The following is a 17,048-nucleotide window of genomic DNA, read 5'->3' on the forward strand; positions in this document are numbered from 1 at the left end:
GCCAGGCACGATGGACACGGACGGGCCCCGGTCCCGGCGACCACGCGGTGGCCGGAACAGGGCCCCGGCACCCCGCGGAGCGGCACTCCGCGGGAGTACGCGGATCGAGGAGGCGCGCGGGCGTGAGTTCGACGGAGGCGGGCCCGCCGCCGACGGTCGGTGGCGGTCGCTACACCCTCGGCGACCTCATCGGGCGCGGCGGCGCGGCAGAGGTCTTCCGCGCCCGCGACGAGCTGCTCGGGCGCGACGTCGCCGTCAAGCTCTTCCCCGCCGGCGTCGGCGAGGCCGACGAGTCCCGCCGCCAGCGCGAGGTCCAGACGCTCGCCGGGATGAACCACCCGGGCCTGGTCACGATCTACGACGTCGGCCAGGAGCGCGACCGCGCGTACTTCGTGATGCAGCTGATCGAGGGGGAGTCCCTCGCCGACCGCATCCGCAGCGGCCCGCTCGCCCTCGGCGACGTCGTGGCGCTCGGCGCGGCCCTCGGTGACGCGCTGACCTACGTGCACCGCCACGGCGTGGTCCACCGGGACATCAAGCCCGGCAACGTCCTGCTCGACACCGACGGCCGCCCGCACCTGTCGGACTTCGGCATCGCCGTGCTCGCCGACGCCACGAACATCACCGCCACCGGCATGGTGATCGGCACCGCGTCCTACCTGTCGCCGGAGCAGGTCCGCGGCCAGCAGGTGGGCCCGGCCTCCGACGTCTACGCGCTGGGCCTGGTGCTGCTCGAGTGCATCACCGCGCGCCGCGAGTACCCGGGCAACGCGCTCGAGGCCGCCGTCGCCCGCCTGCACCGCGCGCCGGAGATCCCGCCCGACCTGCCGCCCGCGCTGGGCAACCTGCTCGCCGGGATGACGCTCGACGAGCCGACGGAGCGCCCCACCACCGAGCAGGTGGTCGGCGAGCTGCGGATGCTCGGCCGCGAGGTCGGGATGGACGCCCAGACCGTGCTGGCCCCGGCGCCGGTCACCGGCAGCGGCGCGATGCGCACCACCGCGATGGGCGGCACGACCGGCCCGACGGCCTACGCGCCGATGGGGGCGACCAGCGGCCCGACCCGCGCGATGGGGACGCCGCCCGGCGGCTACCCCCCGGCGGCCTACGGGGCCACCGGCGCGTACGGCGCCGGCCCGACCGCCCTGGTGGGCGCCGGCGAGCCGCCGCCGGAGCCCGAGCAGAAGCCGCGGCGGGGCCGTCGCGCCGCGGTCGTCGCGCTGCTGGCGCTGCTGCTCGCCGGCGGCGTGGGCGGCTACTTCCTGCTCTCCAACCGCGAGGACGCGGCGCCGCCCGCGCCGGTCGTCCCGGCGCCGGTGCTCACGTCGAGCAGCACGACCACCACCGAGCAGGAGACGACCACCCGCTCGCGGCGCACCACCGAGCCGACGACCACGACCACCGTGGCGCCCCCGCCGGTCACGACCGTGCGCCCGACCACGACCACGACCACCGTCGTCGTGCCGCCGGTCAACCCCGGCGGCGGGACCGACGGCGGGACCGGTACCGGCGGGACCGACGGCGGGACCACGGACGGGGGACTGGTCAACCCCGGCGGTGGCGGCGAACGGACCCGCTAGGTCCCCGCGCCGAACTCCCCGGCGACGACGCCGTCGCGGAAGGCGGTCCACTCGTCGTCGCGGAAGTGCAGGACCGCGCCGGACGAGGTCTCGAGCACCGCGCGGCCGCCGGCCGGGGCCGTGCTCACCTCGACCGCGCCGTTGGCCGAGGGGGCGTCGCGGGCGACCTCGTCGAGGAACGCCGACCACGCGGGCCCGTCGAGGTGCAGGACGGCGCCGTCGCCGTGCTCCTTGGTGTCCCGCAGGTAGGCCGCGCCGTCGGCTTCGAGGATCTCGACGCAGCTCGCGCCGTTGGAGCTGAAACTGGAGGTCCGCCATCCGTGCGTCATGAGCTCGTCTCCTTGCTGCACCCGGGGAGCGATGCGGGCCGCGACACGGTCCCCCCGCCGCGGCTGAGGGCTCAGGGCCCCAGCGTCGCGCGCCGGGTGCGGATCACCTCGAGCGAGGCGTCCTCCGGCAGCGCCGCGTCGCGCAGTCTTGCAGCGGCCGTGCGGTATCCGCCAATCCGGTCGGGATCCTGGACGTAGACCGCGCCATCTTGGAACTCCACGTAACCGATCGATCGCGCAGCGTCGAAATCGAGCAGCGTGAACTCGCCGTCGAGCCCGTCGTGGACGGCGACCGCCAACGGCATCACCCGGATGGACACGTTCTTCTGCTCCGAGAGAGTGAGCAGGTGGTCGAGCTGGTCGGCCATCACCGCGGGCCCGCCCACCATGCGGTGGAGGATCGTCTCCTCGATCACCGCCTCGTAGTGGAGCGGTCGTGACGCGTCGTGCAGGCGCTGCTGGCGGGCGAGGCGCAGCCCGACGACGCGGTCGACGTCGATCACCGGCACGCGCAGGGCGTCCGCGAGCAGCGCGGTGGCGTACGCGCGGGTCTGCAGCAGGCCGTGCAGGAGCAGCGGCTCGTAGGCGAAGGCCGCCGAGGCGAGGCCCTCGAGCCCGACGAAGGTGCGCAGCCAGTCGGGCACGACGTCGGCGAAGGGTGCCCACCAGGTGCCGCGGTCGGCCGCCGACGCCAGCGACGCGAGGCGCTCGACGTCGGTGGGGTCGGTGCCGTACGAGCGCAGAAGCCTGCCGACCTCGTCGGGCCGTTGCTGGTTCTTGCCCTGCTCCAAGTAGTTGATCTTCGCGTGGGTGCAGCCGAGCACGCGCGCGGCGGCGGTCTGCGTGTGGCCGGCCCCCTCGCGTGCGGCGCGCAACTCGTGACCGATCAGCCAGCGCAGCGCGCTGGGGTCGGTGCGTTCGGCCTCCACCGGTCCCTCCCGTGCCACCGGCGCCGCCGGTCGGCGCCGGTCGTCCGGACGAGGGTAGCCAGCAGCGCCGACACGAAGCGGTGAACTACGCTTCCCCCTACATGTAACGACGGGCGACGCGGAGGGGCGGCGCCCGTCTCCGGTACTGGCGCGTCACCCGTGGAGGCCGTCGGTGGTCGTCGAACGTTCGGTCGAGCCCCACCAGGACCCGACTCCCCTGCCGGGCGGCCCGGACTGGGTCGCGCAATGGATCCTGCCCGCCGAACCGGCGAGCGGGACGACGACCACGACCGCGACCGGGCACCGCGCGACCCTCACCCACTGCCGCTGCGGGCTGCCGGTGGGCGGCGACGGCTACGACGTGGCGGCCGACCCGGAGCCCGCCGAGGTCGCCTCGGTGACGGTGCTGGGCCAGGTCCCCGGGGTCGCCCGCTGGGACCGCGGCGCCGACGGGCTGTGGCACCCGGCCCGCTCGCGCTACCAGGCGGCGGGCCCGCCGGTGCCGTGGCGGGCGCTGGGTGTGTGCGCCGAGCACCGGCGCCACCGGATCGTGCCGGTCACCCGCCGCGCGCGGTGATCCCGGCGGGCCTCACCCGTGGCGCCGGAACAGCGGCGCGCGCCCGGGCGGCTGCTCCACCTCGCCGACGGCGGGCGCGGGCGGGACGTCGAGCGTGACCGGGTCCTCGGGCGAGAGCGTGACCTCCTCGCCGTGGTGGCCGATCGTGATCTCTTTGCCGTCCTCGAGCGTGTAGGTCACCGACGCGCCCTCGGCCGCGATGTGCAGCGAGCGCCCCCGCCACTGGATCCGGAACCGCACGCCGGAGAGCGCCTCGGGCAGTCTCGGCGCGAACGTCAGCCGCCCGTCGTGGGTGCGCATCCCGCCGAGGCCCATGACGATCGCGGTCCAGGCGCTGCCCATCGCCGCCAGGTGCACCCCGTCGCGCACGTTGTGCTCGAGGTCGGCGAGGTCCATCTGGGCGGACTCGCAGAGGTAGTCGTAGGCGAGGTCCATGTGGCCGGTCTCGGCGGCCATCACCGCGAGCGTGCCGGGCGAGAGCGAGGAGTCCCGCACGGTGATGCGCTCGTAGTAGACGAAGTTGTCGTGCTTCTGCTCGGGGGTGAACGCGTCCGGGCACTGCACCATCGCCAGCACGAGGTCGGGCTGCTTGACGACCTGCTTGCGGTAGAGGTCGAAGTACGGGTAGTTGAGCAGCAGGGGGTAGTTCTCCTCGGGCGTCTGCTCGAAGTCCCACACCGCGTGGCGGGTGAAGCCCTCGCTCTGCTGGTGCACGCCGAGCGCCTGGTCGTACGGGATCACCATCGCGTTGGCCGCGCTGCGCCAGCTCGCGATCTCCTCCGGGGAGACGTGCAGGCGCTCCGCCTCGCGGGGCCAGCGCACCGCGGCGTCGGCGGCCCCGCGCAGGTTCTTCTGCGCCATGAGGTTCGTGTAGACGTTGTTGTCGGCGACGGCCGAGTACTCGTCGGGACCGGTGACGCCGTCGATGCGGAACGCGCTGTCGCTGTCGTGGTGGCCCAGCGAGCGCCACAGCCGCGCCGTGGCGACGAGGAGGTCGACGCCGATCTCGCGCTCGAACGCCTTGTCGTCGGTGGCCGCGACGTAGCGCATGACGGCGTCGGCGATGTCGGCGTTGACGTGGAACGCGGCGGTGCCGGCGGGCCAGTAGCCCGAGCACTCCTCGCCGTTGATCGTCCGCCAGGCGAACGCGGCGCCCTCGAGCCCGAGGTGCGCGGCGTGGGCGGTGGCGGTCTCGAGCGTGCTGTGCCGCCAGCGCAGCGCGTCCGCGGCCGCCCGCGGCTGGGTGTACATGAACACCGGCAGTACGAAGGTCTCGCCGTCCCAGAAGCTGTGACCGTCGTAGCCCTGGCCGGTCAGCCCCTTGGCCCCGATCGCCCGGTGCTCGGCACGGGCGCCGGCCTGCAGCACCTGGAACAGGCAGAACCGCAGCGCCTGCTGCAGCCGCGGGTCGCCGTCGATCTCGAGGTCGGCCTTCGCCCAGAAGTCGTCGAGGTACTCGCGCTGCGCGGCGACGAGGCCGTCCCACCCGGTGTAGACCGACGCGTCGAGGGCGGCCTCGACCTGGTCGACGATCGCGGGCTGGGAGCGCTGGCTCGACCAGCCGTAGGCCATGTACTTGACGACCTGGACGGACTGGCCCGGCTTGAGGCGTGTGATCACCGTGGTGCGCCCGACGTTGTTCGAGCACGAGCTCGTGACCTTGGCGTCGTCGGGCCCCTCGACCTGGTGCTCCATCGCCGCGCCGACCCGCAGCTCCGAGCGTCGGGTCTGGTGGGTCATGCGGGCGCCGTGGCTCGAGTTCGAGTGGTGCTCGGGCACCAGCACGTCCTGCAGTGCCGCGGCGACGCGCGGGTCCCCCTCGATCACCGGCATCTGCTCGTTGGCGAAGAGCTCCGACTGGATCACCAGCAGCGCCTCGGAGCCGGCGTCCTCGGGCACCGAGACCTCGTAGCGGATCGCGGCGACCGCGCGCTGCGAGAACGACACGAGCCGCTCCGAGGTCACCGTCACCCGCTGGCCGTTGGGCGAGACCCAGTCGACGTGACGGGTCAGCGTCCCGGCGCGCATGTCGAGCGTGCGGTGGTGCGCGTTCACCTGGCCGTAGCGCACGTCGAGGGGCTCGTCGTCGACGAGCACGCGGATGAGCTTGCCGTTCGGGACGTTGACCAGCGTCTGGCCCTCGTCCGGGAAGCCGAAGCCGCCCTCGGCGTGCGGCAGCGGGCGCGACTCGAAGAACGAGTTGAGGTAGGTGCCCGGCATCGCGTGCGGCTCCCCCTCGTCGAGGTTGCCGCGCATCCCGACATGGCCGTTGGCCAGCGCGAACAGCGACTCGGTCTGCGGCAGGGCGTCGAGGTCGACGTGCGGCTCGTGCACGGTCCAGGGGTCGACGCGGAACGGGTTGGCGATCACGGAGGTTCTCCTCGTGCGGGGGCCGGGGCCCGCCGGGAGCGTCGTCGATCTCCCCGCGGAGGTCGGCGCGGAGAATAGTCCGGGCGCGCCTACCGTGGACGGCATGGCCTCCCGCGTCCGCATCCCCCGCACCGATATCGAGGTCCACCCGCTCTGCCTGGGCGGCAACGTCTTCGGCTGGACCGCCGACGAGGAGACCTCCCACGCGGTGCTCGACGCCTACCGCGCAGCCGGGGGGAACTTCGTCGACACGGCCGACTCCTACACCTGGCGCGTCGAGGGCAACTCCGGCGGCGACTCCGAGCGGGTGCTCGGGTCGTGGCTGTCCTCGCGGGGTCGGGACGACGTCGTCGTGGCCACCAAGGTCGGGTCGTGGCCGGAGCGCCCGGGCCTCGCGCCGGACAACCTGCGCGCCGCCTGCGACGACTCGTTGCGCCGCCTGCAGACCGACCACATCGACCTCTACTACGCCCATCGCGACGACCCCGACACGCCGCTCGAGGACACCCTCGGGGCGTTCGACGAGCTGGTGCGGGCGGGGAAGATCCGCCATGTCGGGCTGTCGAACTACTCGGCGGAGCGGCTGACGAGCGCGCTGGAGGTGGCGGACCGGCACGGACTGGCCCGCCCCGTCGCCCTGCAGCCGCACTACAACCTCGTCGAGCGCGCGGTCTACGAGGACGACCTCGCCGAGGTGGCCGCGTCCGCCGACCTCGGCGTCATGCCCTACTTCGCGCTGGCCAAGGGGTTCCTGACCGGGAAGTACCGGCCCGGCTCCGATGCCGTGGCCGCGGCCGTCGACACCTCCGGGCCGATGGCCTCGGCACGGGCCGGCGGCGCGGTCGAGTACCTCGACGACCGCGGCGCCCGCGTGCTCGGGGTGCTCGACGAGGTCGCCGGCGCCCACGCCGTCCCGGTCGCGGCGGTCGCCCTCGCGTGGCTCGCCGCCCAGCCGACCGTCACCGCGCCGATCGCGTCGGCCCGCACGGTGTCCCAGCTCGGCACGATCCTGCCGATGGCCGAGCTGACCCTCGCCCCCGACGAGCTCGGCGCCCTCACCGAGGCCTCGGAGGACACCCGATTGGCGGGGTGAGCGTCGCTCGGGTGTCATGGGCGGTGTGAGCGCGCTCTCCTCGGTGCACCGCGCCCTGCAGGTGCTCGAGGTGGTGGCCGCGGCCGGCGACGGGATCACCGCCAAGGCCGTCGCCCGGCGGCTCGAGTACAACCTCTCGACGACCTACCACCTGCTCGACAGCCTCGTGTCCGACGGCTACCTGGTGCGGCTCGAGACCTCGCGCGGCTTCGGGCTGGGGCCGAAGGTCCCCGCGCTGCAGGACCGCCTGGTCGCCCAGCTGGCCGTCCCGCGCGGCCTGGGCCGCATTCTGCGCTCGGTGCACCGCGCCGCGGAGGCCGGCACGCTCTACACCGCGTTCCGGGGCGAGGACGTCGTGGTCGTCGCCCACGACGACTGCGCCAGCCACCCCGTGCCGGTCATCTCGTCGTGGCGCGGCGCGCTGCACGCCACCGCGGTCGGCAAGCTCCTGCTCGCCGAGTGCGAGGACGGGGTGCGGACGGCCGTCCTGTCCCGCGACGGGCTGCCGTCGCTGGCCTACCGCACGATCACCGACCGCGCCGACCTCGACCGCGAGCTGGAGGCCGTGCGGCGCCGCGGCGTGGCCACCGACCGCGGCGAGTTCCACGAGCGGCTCGCCTGCCTGGCCGCGCCCGTCCGCGTGCCGGGCGAGCTCGGCGGACCGACGCTGGTGGGCGCGGTCGCGGTGGCCGTGCCCGTGGTGCCCGCCGGCGGGCCCGGGAGCATCGCGGACCGGCGCGACCGCCTGGAGCGCGCGGTCCGCGCCGGCGCCGATCGCGCCGCCGGTGCCCTGCTCGCCCCGGTTTCCGCTGGGTGGGAGAGTCCCGGGCCTTCCGCCGCCCGGCGCGGATAGCGTGCCGGAGCATGAGTGCCCGGACCATCGCCCCGTTCCGTGCCGACCACGTCGGGAGCCTGCTGCGACCGCCCGCCCTCAAGCAGGCGCGCGCCGACCACGCCGAGGGACGGATCGGCGCCGACGAGCTGCGCAAGGTCGAGGACGACGCCATCCGCGACGCCGTCGCCCTCCAGGAGGACGCGGGCCTGCAGGCGGCCACCGACGGCGAGATGCGCCGCACGTCATGGCACATGGACTTCCTCTACCAGCTCGACGGCGTGACCTCGTCGCAGGACTCGTCGGTCGAGGTCGCGTTCCGCAACAAGTCCGGCGACCTGACGTTCGCGGCGATGTCGCTGGTGATCGACCAGCGGATCGGGATCTCCAAGACGATCTTCGGCGACGCCTTCTCGATGCTGGCGTCGACCGTGACCACCGCCGTCCCGAAGCTGACGATCCCCTCGCCCTCGATGCTGCACTACCGCCTCGGCGGCGCCCCGGTCCACGAGGGCTCGCCGTACTCCGACCCCGACCAGTTCTGGGCCGACCTCGCCGCGGCGTACCGGTCCGAGGTCGCGCGCCTCTACGAGGCCGGCGTGCGCTACCTCCAGCTCGACGACACCTCGCTGGCGTACCTCAACGACCCGGCCCAGCGCGAGTCGATGGCGGCACGCGGCGAGGACGCCGATCACATGCACGAGCGTTACGTCCGCACCATCAACGAGGTCCTGCGCGACCGCCCCGCCGACCTGCGCGTCACCACCCACATGTGCCGCGGCAACTACCGCTCCTCCTGGGCGGCCGAGGGCGGCTACGACTACGTCGCCGAGACCGTCTTCGGCGGCCTCGAGATCGACGGCTTCTTCTGCGAGTACGACGACGCCCGCTCCGGCGACTTCTCGCCGCTGCGCTTCGTCCCGCGCGGCGACCAGCAGGTCGTGCTCGGCCTCGTGACGACGAAGACCGGCGAGCTCGAGGACCCGGACACGCTCAAGCGCCGCATCGAGGAGGCGTCGAAGTACGTGCCCCTCGAGCAGCTCTGCCTCTCCCCGCAGTGCGGGTTCTCGTCGACGGTGGAGGGCAACGACCTGACCGTCGACCAGCAGCGCGCCAAGCTCGACCTCGTCGTCTCCGTCGCTCGCGACGTCTGGGGCTGACGCCGGCGCCGGGGTTGTCGCAGCGAACGCGCGCCACCGCGCCCCCGCGCCTCCGCGTGCGCGAGCCCCGTAGGCCCCGAGAACGAACGAACGGCGCTCTCGCTGCTTCTGAAGCAGCGAGAGCGCCGTTCGTTTCCGCGGCGGCTCGGCGAACGCCAGAAGTGGCCCTCCGAACAGATGAAGATCGCGCCGGCGCGGTCTCGCCTCATCCCCACCGTCCGCCGCCGTCCACAGCCCCTGTCATTCGGCTACCTCGCCGAGGAGTCGGGGTCGGACCCTCGGCCCGTGCCCCGTCGTCCTCGCCGCCCCGGACCGACACCGAGCGAGATCGCCGGACTGGCCCCCCTCCGGGTCGCCGCCGTCGCCGACCTCGTCGCGGCCGGCCTGTCCTCGGCGACCGTTGCTCGCCGTGTCCGCCGCGGTTTGTGGCAACGCCTGGTCCGAGGAACGGTGCTGCTGCAGAGCGGCGCGCCGTCGCGTGACCAGCTCGTCCGGATCGCCCTGGTCCACACCCGTCCCGACGGTGTCATCACCGGGGTGGAGGCGGCGAGGCGCCACGGACTGCGCCGGCTGCCCGACTCCGACGAGGTGCACGTCCTCGTCGACGAGCACCGACGCGTGACGTCGAGCGCCTTCGTGGTGGTCGAGCGGACCGAACGCCTGCCGAAGCCCGTCGTGCGCGAGGAGGTCCCCGTGGCACCCCTCGAGCGTGCGGTCACGGACACGGTCCGACGCTGCGCCGACCGGGACGAGGTCCGCGCGCTCATCGCCGAGGTCATCGGCGATCACCGGTCCACCGTCGCGCGTCTGCGCCGAGAGCTCGACGCGGGCTCGCAGCGGGGGACGGGGCTCGCACGTGAGGTGCTCGTCGAGATCGAGGACGGGATCCGGTCGGCCAGCGAAGGGTGGGCGCGGGACGTCCACGCCGCGAGCGATCTCCCGCCCGTCCTGTGGAACCCGAAGCTGCTCCGCGCCGACGGGCGTCCCCTGGGCCGACCGGACGCGTGGTTCGACGACGTCGGGCTCGCCTGGGAGATCGACTCCTTGGAGTTCCACCCCGAGGGTGACGACGCCACCGCTCGTCGGCGAGCGGCGTTCGTCGCGGCGGGTGTGGTGGTCGTCCACCACCGCCCTGGCCTCCTGCGATCGGACCCGGCTCGGGTGATCGCGGAGGTGTGGAGCTCGTATCTCCTCGCCGCCTCGCGCCCTCGCCCGTCGGTGAGCGTGGTGCCTGTCTCGCAGGCCGGCTGACCCGCATGGCGGTGGGCGGGGCGCCGAATGCCTCGCTCCAGAGGAAACGGAAGGCGCTTTCGCTGCTTCGGAAGCAGCGAATGCGCCGTTCGTTCGTCCAGGACCCGGCGCGCCCGCCTCCCGCCGCCGGAGCGGGAGAAGCGGGCGCGCCGTGGTGCCGGAGAGGTGGGCGCGCCGTGGTGCCGGAGAGGCGGGTGTGCCGGGGTGGCGAGGGTCAGACGCCGTAGCGGGCGGCGAGCTGGCCCCGGCAGATGCTCGTGTTGGCGTCGACGCCGACCTGGTAGCTGCGGGCCTTGCGCAGGTGCAGCGGGAGGGCCTCGACGCCGACGGTGGCACCGGTGGGGTCGACGACGAGGGGGTCCGCGTCGTCCGACGGGATCCCGAGCTCGCGCCGGCGCGTCCGCAGGCGCCGGAGGTCGTCGCTCGCCGGCGCGTCGCCGAGGGTCATGCCCGCGACCTGCTCCGGCGTCGCCCCGGCGGCCATGAGCGGGCGGACGACGAGGTCCGTGCCCGCCATGAGCGCGCGCTCGGTGAACGTGCGCCGCAGGTCGTCGAGCTCGGAGACGGCCTCGCCGACCTCGGTGCCCGCCATGGACGACACGAAGCCGGCCCGGGCGGCGACGCCGGCGTTGATGGCGTCGGAGGCGAAGTGGTCGACGAGCACCACGTCGGGCCGGGCCACGCCCGGCACGGCGGCGACGGCGTCCCACGCGTCGGCGACCATGAGGAAGGCGAAGTTCGGGGCGCAGAAGTAGGTGGGCAGGCGCAGCGCCACGTGCGCGACCCCGTCGTCGGTCACCGAGCAGGAGCCGACGAAGTCCAGTGAGACCACGTCGGTGTCGAGCTCGGGGTCGCGGACGGCGCGCAGCGCCTCCCACACCCCCGCCAGCAGCGTGGCGGGGGTGTCGGAGACGACCGTCATGCCTGGGCCACCTCACGGTCGACGAGCTCGGCGTCGCCCGGCGAGGCGGGGGCGCTGGTGTCCGAGGACAGCCGGCACTCCGTCGGCACCGGGATGTCGTAGAGCCGGGCCGCGTTCAGGCCGAGGATCTTCTTCTTGCCGTCGACGCCGAGGCGCGGGTAGTCGTCGTACTCCGCGCCCTCCGGGAAGTCCCAGTCGACGAGGCCCTCGACCTGCCAGCGCGGTTCCCAGATGTTGTAGTCCGAGCCGAAGGTCATCTTGTCCTCGCCGACCCAGAACAGCAGCTCGCCCATGACCTTGGCGAAGAAGCGCGGCCGGGCGTGCATGAGGCCGCCGAGCACGACCGAGAGGCCGGCGTAGACGTTGGGCTCCTGCGTCGCCATGAAGCAGAAGTCCTCGATGCGCGGCAGGCCGACGTGCTCGACGATGAAGTTCAGGCCCTGGAAGTCGGTGGCCGCGTGGTCGACGTCGGAGACGTCGAAGGCGTCCTTGTCCAGCGGCCAGATCGTCGGGCCCTTGTGCACGTGCACGTTCTTGATGCCCAGCTCCTGGGCGCGCTCGAGGAACCGGTAGCACTCCGGGTCGGAGAGCTTGAACCCGCGGGAGTCGCCGTTCCACTCCGCCGTGTACAGCTTCACGCCGGTGGGCTGGTAGATCTCGACGTTCTTCTCGAACTCGCGCATGCCGGCGTCGCCGTCGCGCGGGTCGAAGCGCGTGTTGACGCGGAACTTGTCCGGGTGCTTCTTCGCCAGCTCGCCGTTGCGCTCGCTGGTGTTGAAGCCGTCCTTGTACCACTCACGCAGATAGGTCGACTGGAAGATCGCGACGTCGACGTGGCCCTCGTCGAAGACCTCGCGCATCAGCTGGTCCTCGGAGACCTTCTGGAACTCCTCGATGGACTGGTGCGTCTCGGCCGGGCCCAGCGACTGGTAGGCGTGGAAACACTCGATCCAGCCCTTGGCGTACTGCTCCGCCCCCGGCACCCAGTTCTCGGGTGAGGCGTCCCAGTAGTGCATGTGGGAATCGACGACGAAGTACTTCTCACCGTTCTTCTCGTACACGGCGACGGCCTCCCGCGCGATCGTGGTGGTGGGTGTGGTGGTGGCCACGCGGCCCACATCACACGTGATCGTCTTCGCGTGGGCAAGACCACGGTTTCCGCCCGCCGCCGAAACGAACAAAACGGACAGCGCCGGGACGCCGCGTACGGTCGGCCGCATGCGCCTCGTCATCGCCGGTGGACACGGCAAGATCGCGCTGCGGCTCGAGCGGCGGGCGGCCGCGCGGGGGGATGCCTCGGTGGCGCTGATCCGCAACCCGGACCACGCCGACGAGGTCCGGGAGGCGGGCGCGGAGCCGGTGGTGGCCGATCTGGAGGAGATCGGCTCCGGCGACCTGGCCCAGCACCTGACCGGAGCGGACGCCGTCGTGTTCGCCGCCGGCGCGGGCCCCGGCAGCACCGCCGAGCGCAAGGGCACCGTGGACCGCGACGCCGCCCTGCTCCTCGCCGACGCCGCCGCGGCGGCCGGGGTGCGGCGCTACCTGCTCGTGTCGGCGATGAACATCGACGCCCCGCCCGCGCCGGAGGACGACGACTCGGTCTGGGCCCACTACCTGCGGGCGAAGAAGGCCGCCGAGGACGCGCTGCGGGCGCGCAGCGATCTCGACCTCACGATCCTGCGCCCCGGCCGCCTCACCGACGACGCGGGCACCGGCCTGGTGCGGCTCGGTCCGGCCGGGGGATCGCCGCCGGTCGGGTACGGCGAGGTGACGCGCGACGACGTGGCGGCGGTCCTGCTCGCGCTGCTCGACACCCCGGCCTCGGCGGGCGCGGTGCTCGACCTCATCGGGGGTACGGTGCCCCCGGCCCAGGCCGTCGCCGCGGCGACCACCTAGCCGATCAGGCCCTGCTCGCGCAGGAACCCGCGCGCGACCTCGTCCGCGCTGCGGCCGCCGGCCGAGACGCGCTCGTTGAGCCCGCGCATCACCTGCTCGGTCAGGGTCGGGGCGAGCATCCGGCCGAGCAGGGCCAGGCGCGGCGCGCGTTCCATGACGTCGGTGCGCACGGTCAGCGCCGCGTTGTAGGGCAGGAAGTAGCCGCGGTCGTCGACGAGCGTGGACAGCCGTAGCGGGTTGAGCCGCCCGTCGGTCGCGAACACCTCGCCGAAGGTGCACGGGTTCGCCGCGGCGATCGCGGGATAGATCTCCTCGATCTCCCGGGTGTCGAGAGCCTGGTCCCCGAGGGTGATGCCGTAGGTCGCGAGCAGACCCTGCAGGCCGTCCTCGCGCCCGGTGAACTCCTGGTCGACGCACAGGGTCGCCTCGGGTGAGCCCGAGCGCACGAGGGCGGCGAAGTCCGAGATGGTGCGCACCCGCAGGCGCTGCGCGGTGTCGGTGCGCACGCCGAGGGCGTAGGTGTTGTTGAACGGCGTCGGGTCGAGCCAGGTGATCCGGTTGCCGGCGTCGGCCTCCTTCACGGCGTCGTAGAGCGCCCGGGGGTCGGCGATCGTCGACTCCTGGGACAGGTACGTCCGCCACGCCGTGCCGGTGTACTCCCAATACATGTCGATCTGGCCGGTGGCCAGGGCGGCGCGCACATTGGCCGAGCCCTTGGTGTCGCAGCGGTCGACCACGGTCGCGCCGGTCGACTGGAGCAGGGCGATCGTCATCTTGCAGAGCAGGAGCTGCTCGGCGAACTCCTTACCGCCGACGGTCAGCGTCTGCCCGGTGAGGTCGAGCTCGCGCGCGAGGCTGCCCGGCGGGGTCAGCCGCTGGCCCTCCGCGCAGCCCGCCGCGGTCGCGACGAGGACGGTGACGAGGAGTGCGGTCAGGACCAGGGAGCGCCGCAGTCGTCGCACGGGCAGGGCCTCCGCGGTCGGGACGGTCGGGACGAGCGGAACGGTTGTGGACGATCGAGGTGGCACGACGACGACGGCCGGCCGGGATCCCGGGGGATCCGCGACCGGCCGCCGTCGTCACGCGTTCAGAGACTCATGCCGGGGGCTCACTGGCCGCCGATGAATCCCTGCTGCTGCAGCCAGCGCGTGGCCACCTGCTGGGGGTCCTGCCCCTGCGAGGAGACCTGGCCGTTCAGGTCGAGCATGACCTGGTCGGTCAGACGCGGGGTGATCGCGTCGAAGACCCGCTGGACGCTCGGGTTCCGGTCGAAGACCTCCTTGCGGATGGTCGGCGACGCGTTGTACTTCGGGAAGTAGTTCTTGTCGTCCTGCAGCGTCACCAGGTTCAGGCCGGGGATGCGGCCGTCGGTGGTGAAGACCTCACCGAAGTTGCACGGGTTGCCGTTGGCGGTGGCCTGGTAGATGGCGCCCGTGTCGAGGGTGTTCAGCTTGGGCGGCCCGGTGGGCGCCGGGTTGACGCCGTAGGTCCGGAACAGCCCGGCGAGGCCGTCGTCGCGGCCGGCGAACTCGGCCTCGACGCAGAGCGTCGCGGCGGGGTTGCCGCTGTTCGTGAAGTTCGCCCAGTCGGTGAGCGTGCGCAGGTTGTTCTGCTGCGCGAACGCCTGGGTCACCGCGAGGCCGTAGGTGTTGTTGAACGGCGACGGCGGCAGCCAGACGATCTGGTTCTGGGCCAGGTCGGCGTCCCGCACCGCGATGTACTGCTGCTGGGAGTCCGGGATCGGCGAGGCGTTCTTGAGGTGGGTGATCCAGCCGGTGCCGGTGTACTCCCAGTACATGTCGATCTGACCGCTGGTGAGAGCGGAACGGGTCGCCGCGGTACCGGTGATGTTGCAGCGGTTGTTGGCCGTCGCGCCCACGGACTGCAGCGCGGCGATGGTCATGTTGCAGAGGACCAGCTGCTCGTCGAACTCCTTGCCACCGACCGTGTAGGTCTGGCCCTGCAGGTTGATGCCGCTGGCCGCGAGGCTGCCGCCCTGGGCCTCGGGCTGGCCGCTGCCCGAGAGGCCACCACAGCCTGCGGCCAGAAGGGCCGTGGCGGCGAGCGTCACCGCGCCCGCCCGCCAGCCGGTGCGACGGCCGGAGCGGCCGCCGCGGATTGTCCACCGCACGTTGTTCTCCTTTTCCTCCGGGGTTGGCCGGGCCTCGCTGGCGGGGCGGACGGCCGAGACGAAAACCAGGAGCCGGCCTAGCCGGCGCGGGTCACGACGACGCGCTCGGCGACGCCGGCGAGCCAGTCGATGAGCAGGGCGAGCGCGGCGATGATGCCGCCGGCCACGAGCAGGACGTTGATGCGGTTGAGGCGCAGGGCCTGCTGCACGAGCTCGCCGAGCCCACCCGCACCGATGTAGCTCGCGAGGGTCGCCGTGCCGACGTTGAGCACGAGCGCCACGCGCAGGCCGGCGACGATGACCGGCACCGCCAGCGGGATCTCGACCCGGAACAGGGTCTGGCGCGACGTCATCCCCATGCCGCGAGCCGCCTCGATCAGCGACTGGTCGACCTGCTGGAGCCCGACGACGGTGTTGCGCAGCACCGGCAACAGGGCAGCGATGGTCAGACCGATGATCGCGGTCCAGAAGCCGAAGTCGAGCCAGAACGCCATGAGCAGCAGCACGCCGAACGGGGGCAGGGCCTGCGCGAAGCCGCCGACGGCGAGCACGGGGCCCTGGGCGCGGCGGGCGCCGCGGCGGCTCAGCACGATGCCCAGCGGTACCGCGATCACCAGCACGAGCACCGTCGACACCGCCGCCAGCAGGATCTGCTGCCAGAGCAGGCCCGCGACGTTGTCGGGCGCGAGCACGCGCTGCTCGATGGAGTCGAGCTGGCGCGTGCCGACGTAGAGGAACAGCGCCAGCAGCAGCAGGATGATGATCGCGGGGAGGATCACCAGGTCGTAGTGCTGGCTCCAGAGCGAGGAGATCCGGCCCTGCTGCCCCTCGACCTCCTCGACCGACTCTTCGGCCTGGAGGTCGACGGTCTCCGAGGTGGCCGTGCTCACGCGTCACGCTCCCGGGTGCGCAGTCCGCTGACGAGGTCGTTCCAGTGCAGGACACCCTGGGGGCGGCCCTCCTCGTCGACCACGGCGACGAGGGAGGCCGAACCGTCGAGCATCACGTCGACGGCGTCGTAGACGGTGCCCGAGAGCGGGACGGTCACCAGCGCGACGCCGGCGGCGTCGGCCCCGGGCAGGTGGCGCCACGACACCGGCTTGCCCGAGGCGTCGACCTCCGCGACCGGGGAGCCGTTGCTGTTGCCGACGGCCTTCTCGTCGGTCTCGATCGGGTGCAGCTCGAGGCGCGAGAGCTCGAGCAGGGACAGGCGTCGGACCGCCGCGCCGCCGCCGACGAAGTCGGACACGAAGTCGTTGGCCGGGCGGGTGAGGATGGTGTTGGGGTCGTCGTACTGCTCCAGCCGACCGGTCGCGAACACCGCGATCTTGTCGCCGAGCTTCACGGCCTCCTGGAGGTCGTGCGTGACGAAGGCGATCGTCTTGCCGACCGTGCGCTGGATCTCGAGGAACTCGTCCTGGAGCCGGTCGCGGGTGATCGGGTCGATCGCGCCGAACGGCTCGTCCATGAGCATGACCGGCGGGTCGGCCGCGAGCGCGCGGGCGACGCCCACGCGCTGCTGCTGGCCACCGGAGAGCTGGCGCGGGTAGCGATCGCGGAAGACCGAGGGCTCCAGGCCGACGAGGTGGAGCAGCTCGTCGGCGCGCTCCCGGATCCGCTGCTTGTCCCACCCGACCATCTTCGGGACCACGCCGATGTTGTCGGCGATGGAGAAGTGCGGGAACAGCCCGCCCTGCTGGATGACGTAGCCGATCTCGCGGCGCAGCTGGTCGCCGTTGACGTGGGTGACGTCCTTGCCGTCGAGCAGGATGCGCCCCGACGTCGGCTCGATCAACCGGTTGATCATCTTCAGGGTCGTCGTCTTGCCGCAGCCCGAGGGGCCGATGAGCATGACGATCTCGCCCTGCGGGATGGCCATGTCGAGCTGGCTGACCGCCGGCGCCTCGCTGCCCGGGTAGATCTTCTCGACGCCCTCCAGGACGATCATGTCGGGCTTGCCGGCGCCCTGGGGCGTCTC

At 73.0% G+C, this 17,048-nt stretch carries 16 protein-coding genes; 7 read left to right on the plus strand and 9 right to left on the minus strand.

Annotation, left to right across the window (positions count from 1 at the left end; genetic code table 11):
- Positions 1–122 precede the first annotated feature (122 nt).
- The gene (locus QSK03_RS13130) at positions 123–1,580 is read left to right on the plus strand and encodes a serine/threonine-protein kinase (RefSeq protein ID WP_285652518.1); all 1,458 of its coding nucleotides are present in this window, start codon (positions 123–125) and stop codon (positions 1,578–1,580) included.
- Here QSK03_RS13130 and QSK03_RS13135 read toward each other — a convergent pair.
- Both QSK03_RS13135 and QSK03_RS13140 read right to left on the minus strand, forming a co-directional pair.
- Positions 1,577–1,909, minus strand: a complete 333-nt coding sequence (locus QSK03_RS13135; RefSeq protein WP_285652521.1) for a DUF397 domain-containing protein — start codon at positions 1,907–1,909, stop codon at positions 1,577–1,579. The two genes, QSK03_RS13130 and QSK03_RS13135, sit on opposite strands and share 4 nt — an antisense overlap.
- Before the next feature lie 71 nt (positions 1,910–1,980).
- The gene (locus QSK03_RS13140; RefSeq protein ID WP_285652523.1) at positions 1,981–2,838 is read right to left on the minus strand and encodes a helix-turn-helix domain-containing protein; all 858 of its coding nucleotides are present in this window, start codon (positions 2,836–2,838) and stop codon (positions 1,981–1,983) included.
- Between the two features lie 172 nt (positions 2,839–3,010).
- Here QSK03_RS13140 and QSK03_RS13145 point away from each other — a divergent pair, with 172 nt between their 5' ends.
- Entirely contained in the window at positions 3,011–3,415 is a 405-nt protein-coding gene (locus QSK03_RS13145) for a hypothetical protein (protein ID WP_285652525.1), read from the plus strand.
- Positions 3,416–3,427: 12 nt separating this feature from the next.
- Here the strand turns inward: QSK03_RS13145 and QSK03_RS13150 are convergent, their stop codons facing one another.
- Entirely contained in the window at positions 3,428–5,785 is a 2,358-nt protein-coding gene (locus QSK03_RS13150) for a glycoside hydrolase family 65 protein (protein ID WP_285652527.1), read from the minus strand.
- Between the two features lie 103 nt (positions 5,786–5,888).
- On the opposite strand from QSK03_RS13150, the gene QSK03_RS13155 reads away from it, so the two are divergent.
- The 4 genes from QSK03_RS13155 to QSK03_RS13170 all read left to right on the plus strand — a co-directional run bounded on the left by QSK03_RS13155 (position 5,889) and on the right by QSK03_RS13170 (position 10,121).
- Entirely contained in the window at positions 5,889–6,878 is a 990-nt protein-coding gene (locus tag QSK03_RS13155; protein ID WP_285652529.1) for an aldo/keto reductase, read from the plus strand.
- A 25-nt stretch (positions 6,879–6,903) separates the two neighbouring features.
- A complete protein-coding gene (locus tag QSK03_RS13160) occupies positions 6,904–7,731 on the plus strand; it encodes an IclR family transcriptional regulator (RefSeq protein ID WP_285652533.1) in 828 nt (275 codons plus the stop codon).
- A gap of 11 nt (positions 7,732–7,742) precedes the next feature.
- Positions 7,743–8,870, plus strand: coding sequence for a 5-methyltetrahydropteroyltriglutamate--homocysteine S-methyltransferase (locus QSK03_RS13165; protein ID WP_285652535.1), 1,128 nt, complete (start codon positions 7,743–7,745; stop codon positions 8,868–8,870).
- Between the two features lie 285 nt (positions 8,871–9,155).
- The gene (locus QSK03_RS13170) at positions 9,156–10,121 is read left to right on the plus strand and encodes a hypothetical protein (protein ID WP_285652538.1); all 966 of its coding nucleotides are present in this window, start codon (positions 9,156–9,158) and stop codon (positions 10,119–10,121) included.
- Positions 10,122–10,335: 214 nt separating this feature from the next.
- Here QSK03_RS13170 and QSK03_RS13175 read toward each other — a convergent pair whose 3' ends face one another.
- Both QSK03_RS13175 and QSK03_RS13180 read right to left on the minus strand, forming a co-directional pair.
- Positions 10,336–11,043, minus strand: coding sequence for an iron-sulfur cluster assembly protein (locus QSK03_RS13175; protein WP_285652540.1), 708 nt, complete (start codon positions 11,041–11,043; stop codon positions 10,336–10,338).
- On the minus strand, positions 11,040–12,104 hold the full coding sequence (locus QSK03_RS13180; protein ID WP_285653169.1) for an amidohydrolase family protein: 1,065 nt from the start codon (positions 12,102–12,104) through the stop codon (positions 11,040–11,042). Before QSK03_RS13180 ends, QSK03_RS13175 begins: the two co-directional genes overlap by 4 nt.
- 157 nt (positions 12,105–12,261) lie before the next feature.
- On the opposite strand from QSK03_RS13180, the gene QSK03_RS13185 reads away from it, so the two are divergent.
- On the plus strand, positions 12,262–12,939 hold the full coding sequence (locus QSK03_RS13185) for an SDR family oxidoreductase (RefSeq protein ID WP_285652543.1): 678 nt from the start codon (positions 12,262–12,264) through the stop codon (positions 12,937–12,939).
- Here the strand turns inward: QSK03_RS13185 and QSK03_RS13190 are convergent.
- The 4 genes from QSK03_RS13190 to QSK03_RS13205 all read right to left on the minus strand — a co-directional run bounded on the left by QSK03_RS13190 (position 12,936) and on the right by QSK03_RS13205 (position 17,018).
- Positions 12,936–13,901, minus strand: a complete 966-nt coding sequence (locus QSK03_RS13190) for a glycine betaine ABC transporter substrate-binding protein (RefSeq protein ID WP_285652546.1) — start codon at positions 13,899–13,901, stop codon at positions 12,936–12,938. The two genes, QSK03_RS13185 and QSK03_RS13190, sit on opposite strands and share 4 nt — an antisense overlap.
- 146 nt (positions 13,902–14,047) lie before the next feature.
- A complete protein-coding gene (locus tag QSK03_RS13195) occupies positions 14,048–15,070 on the minus strand; it encodes a glycine betaine ABC transporter substrate-binding protein (RefSeq protein WP_285652548.1) in 1,023 nt (340 codons plus the stop codon).
- 77 nt (positions 15,071–15,147) lie between these two features.
- Complete coding sequence (locus QSK03_RS13200) at positions 15,148–15,960, minus strand: ABC transporter permease (protein WP_285652549.1); 813 nt, start codon at positions 15,958–15,960, stop codon at positions 15,148–15,150.
- Complete coding sequence (locus QSK03_RS13205) at positions 15,957–17,018, minus strand: ABC transporter ATP-binding protein (protein ID WP_285653172.1); 1,062 nt, start codon at positions 17,016–17,018, stop codon at positions 15,957–15,959. Before QSK03_RS13205 ends, QSK03_RS13200 begins: the two co-directional genes overlap by 4 nt.
- Between the last annotated feature and the right edge of the window lie 30 nt (positions 17,019–17,048).

The sequence above is a fragment of the Actinomycetospora sp. NBRC 106375 genome, assembly GCF_030269665.1.
Classification (GTDB): Bacteria; Actinomycetota; Actinomycetes; order Mycobacteriales; family Pseudonocardiaceae; genus Actinomycetospora.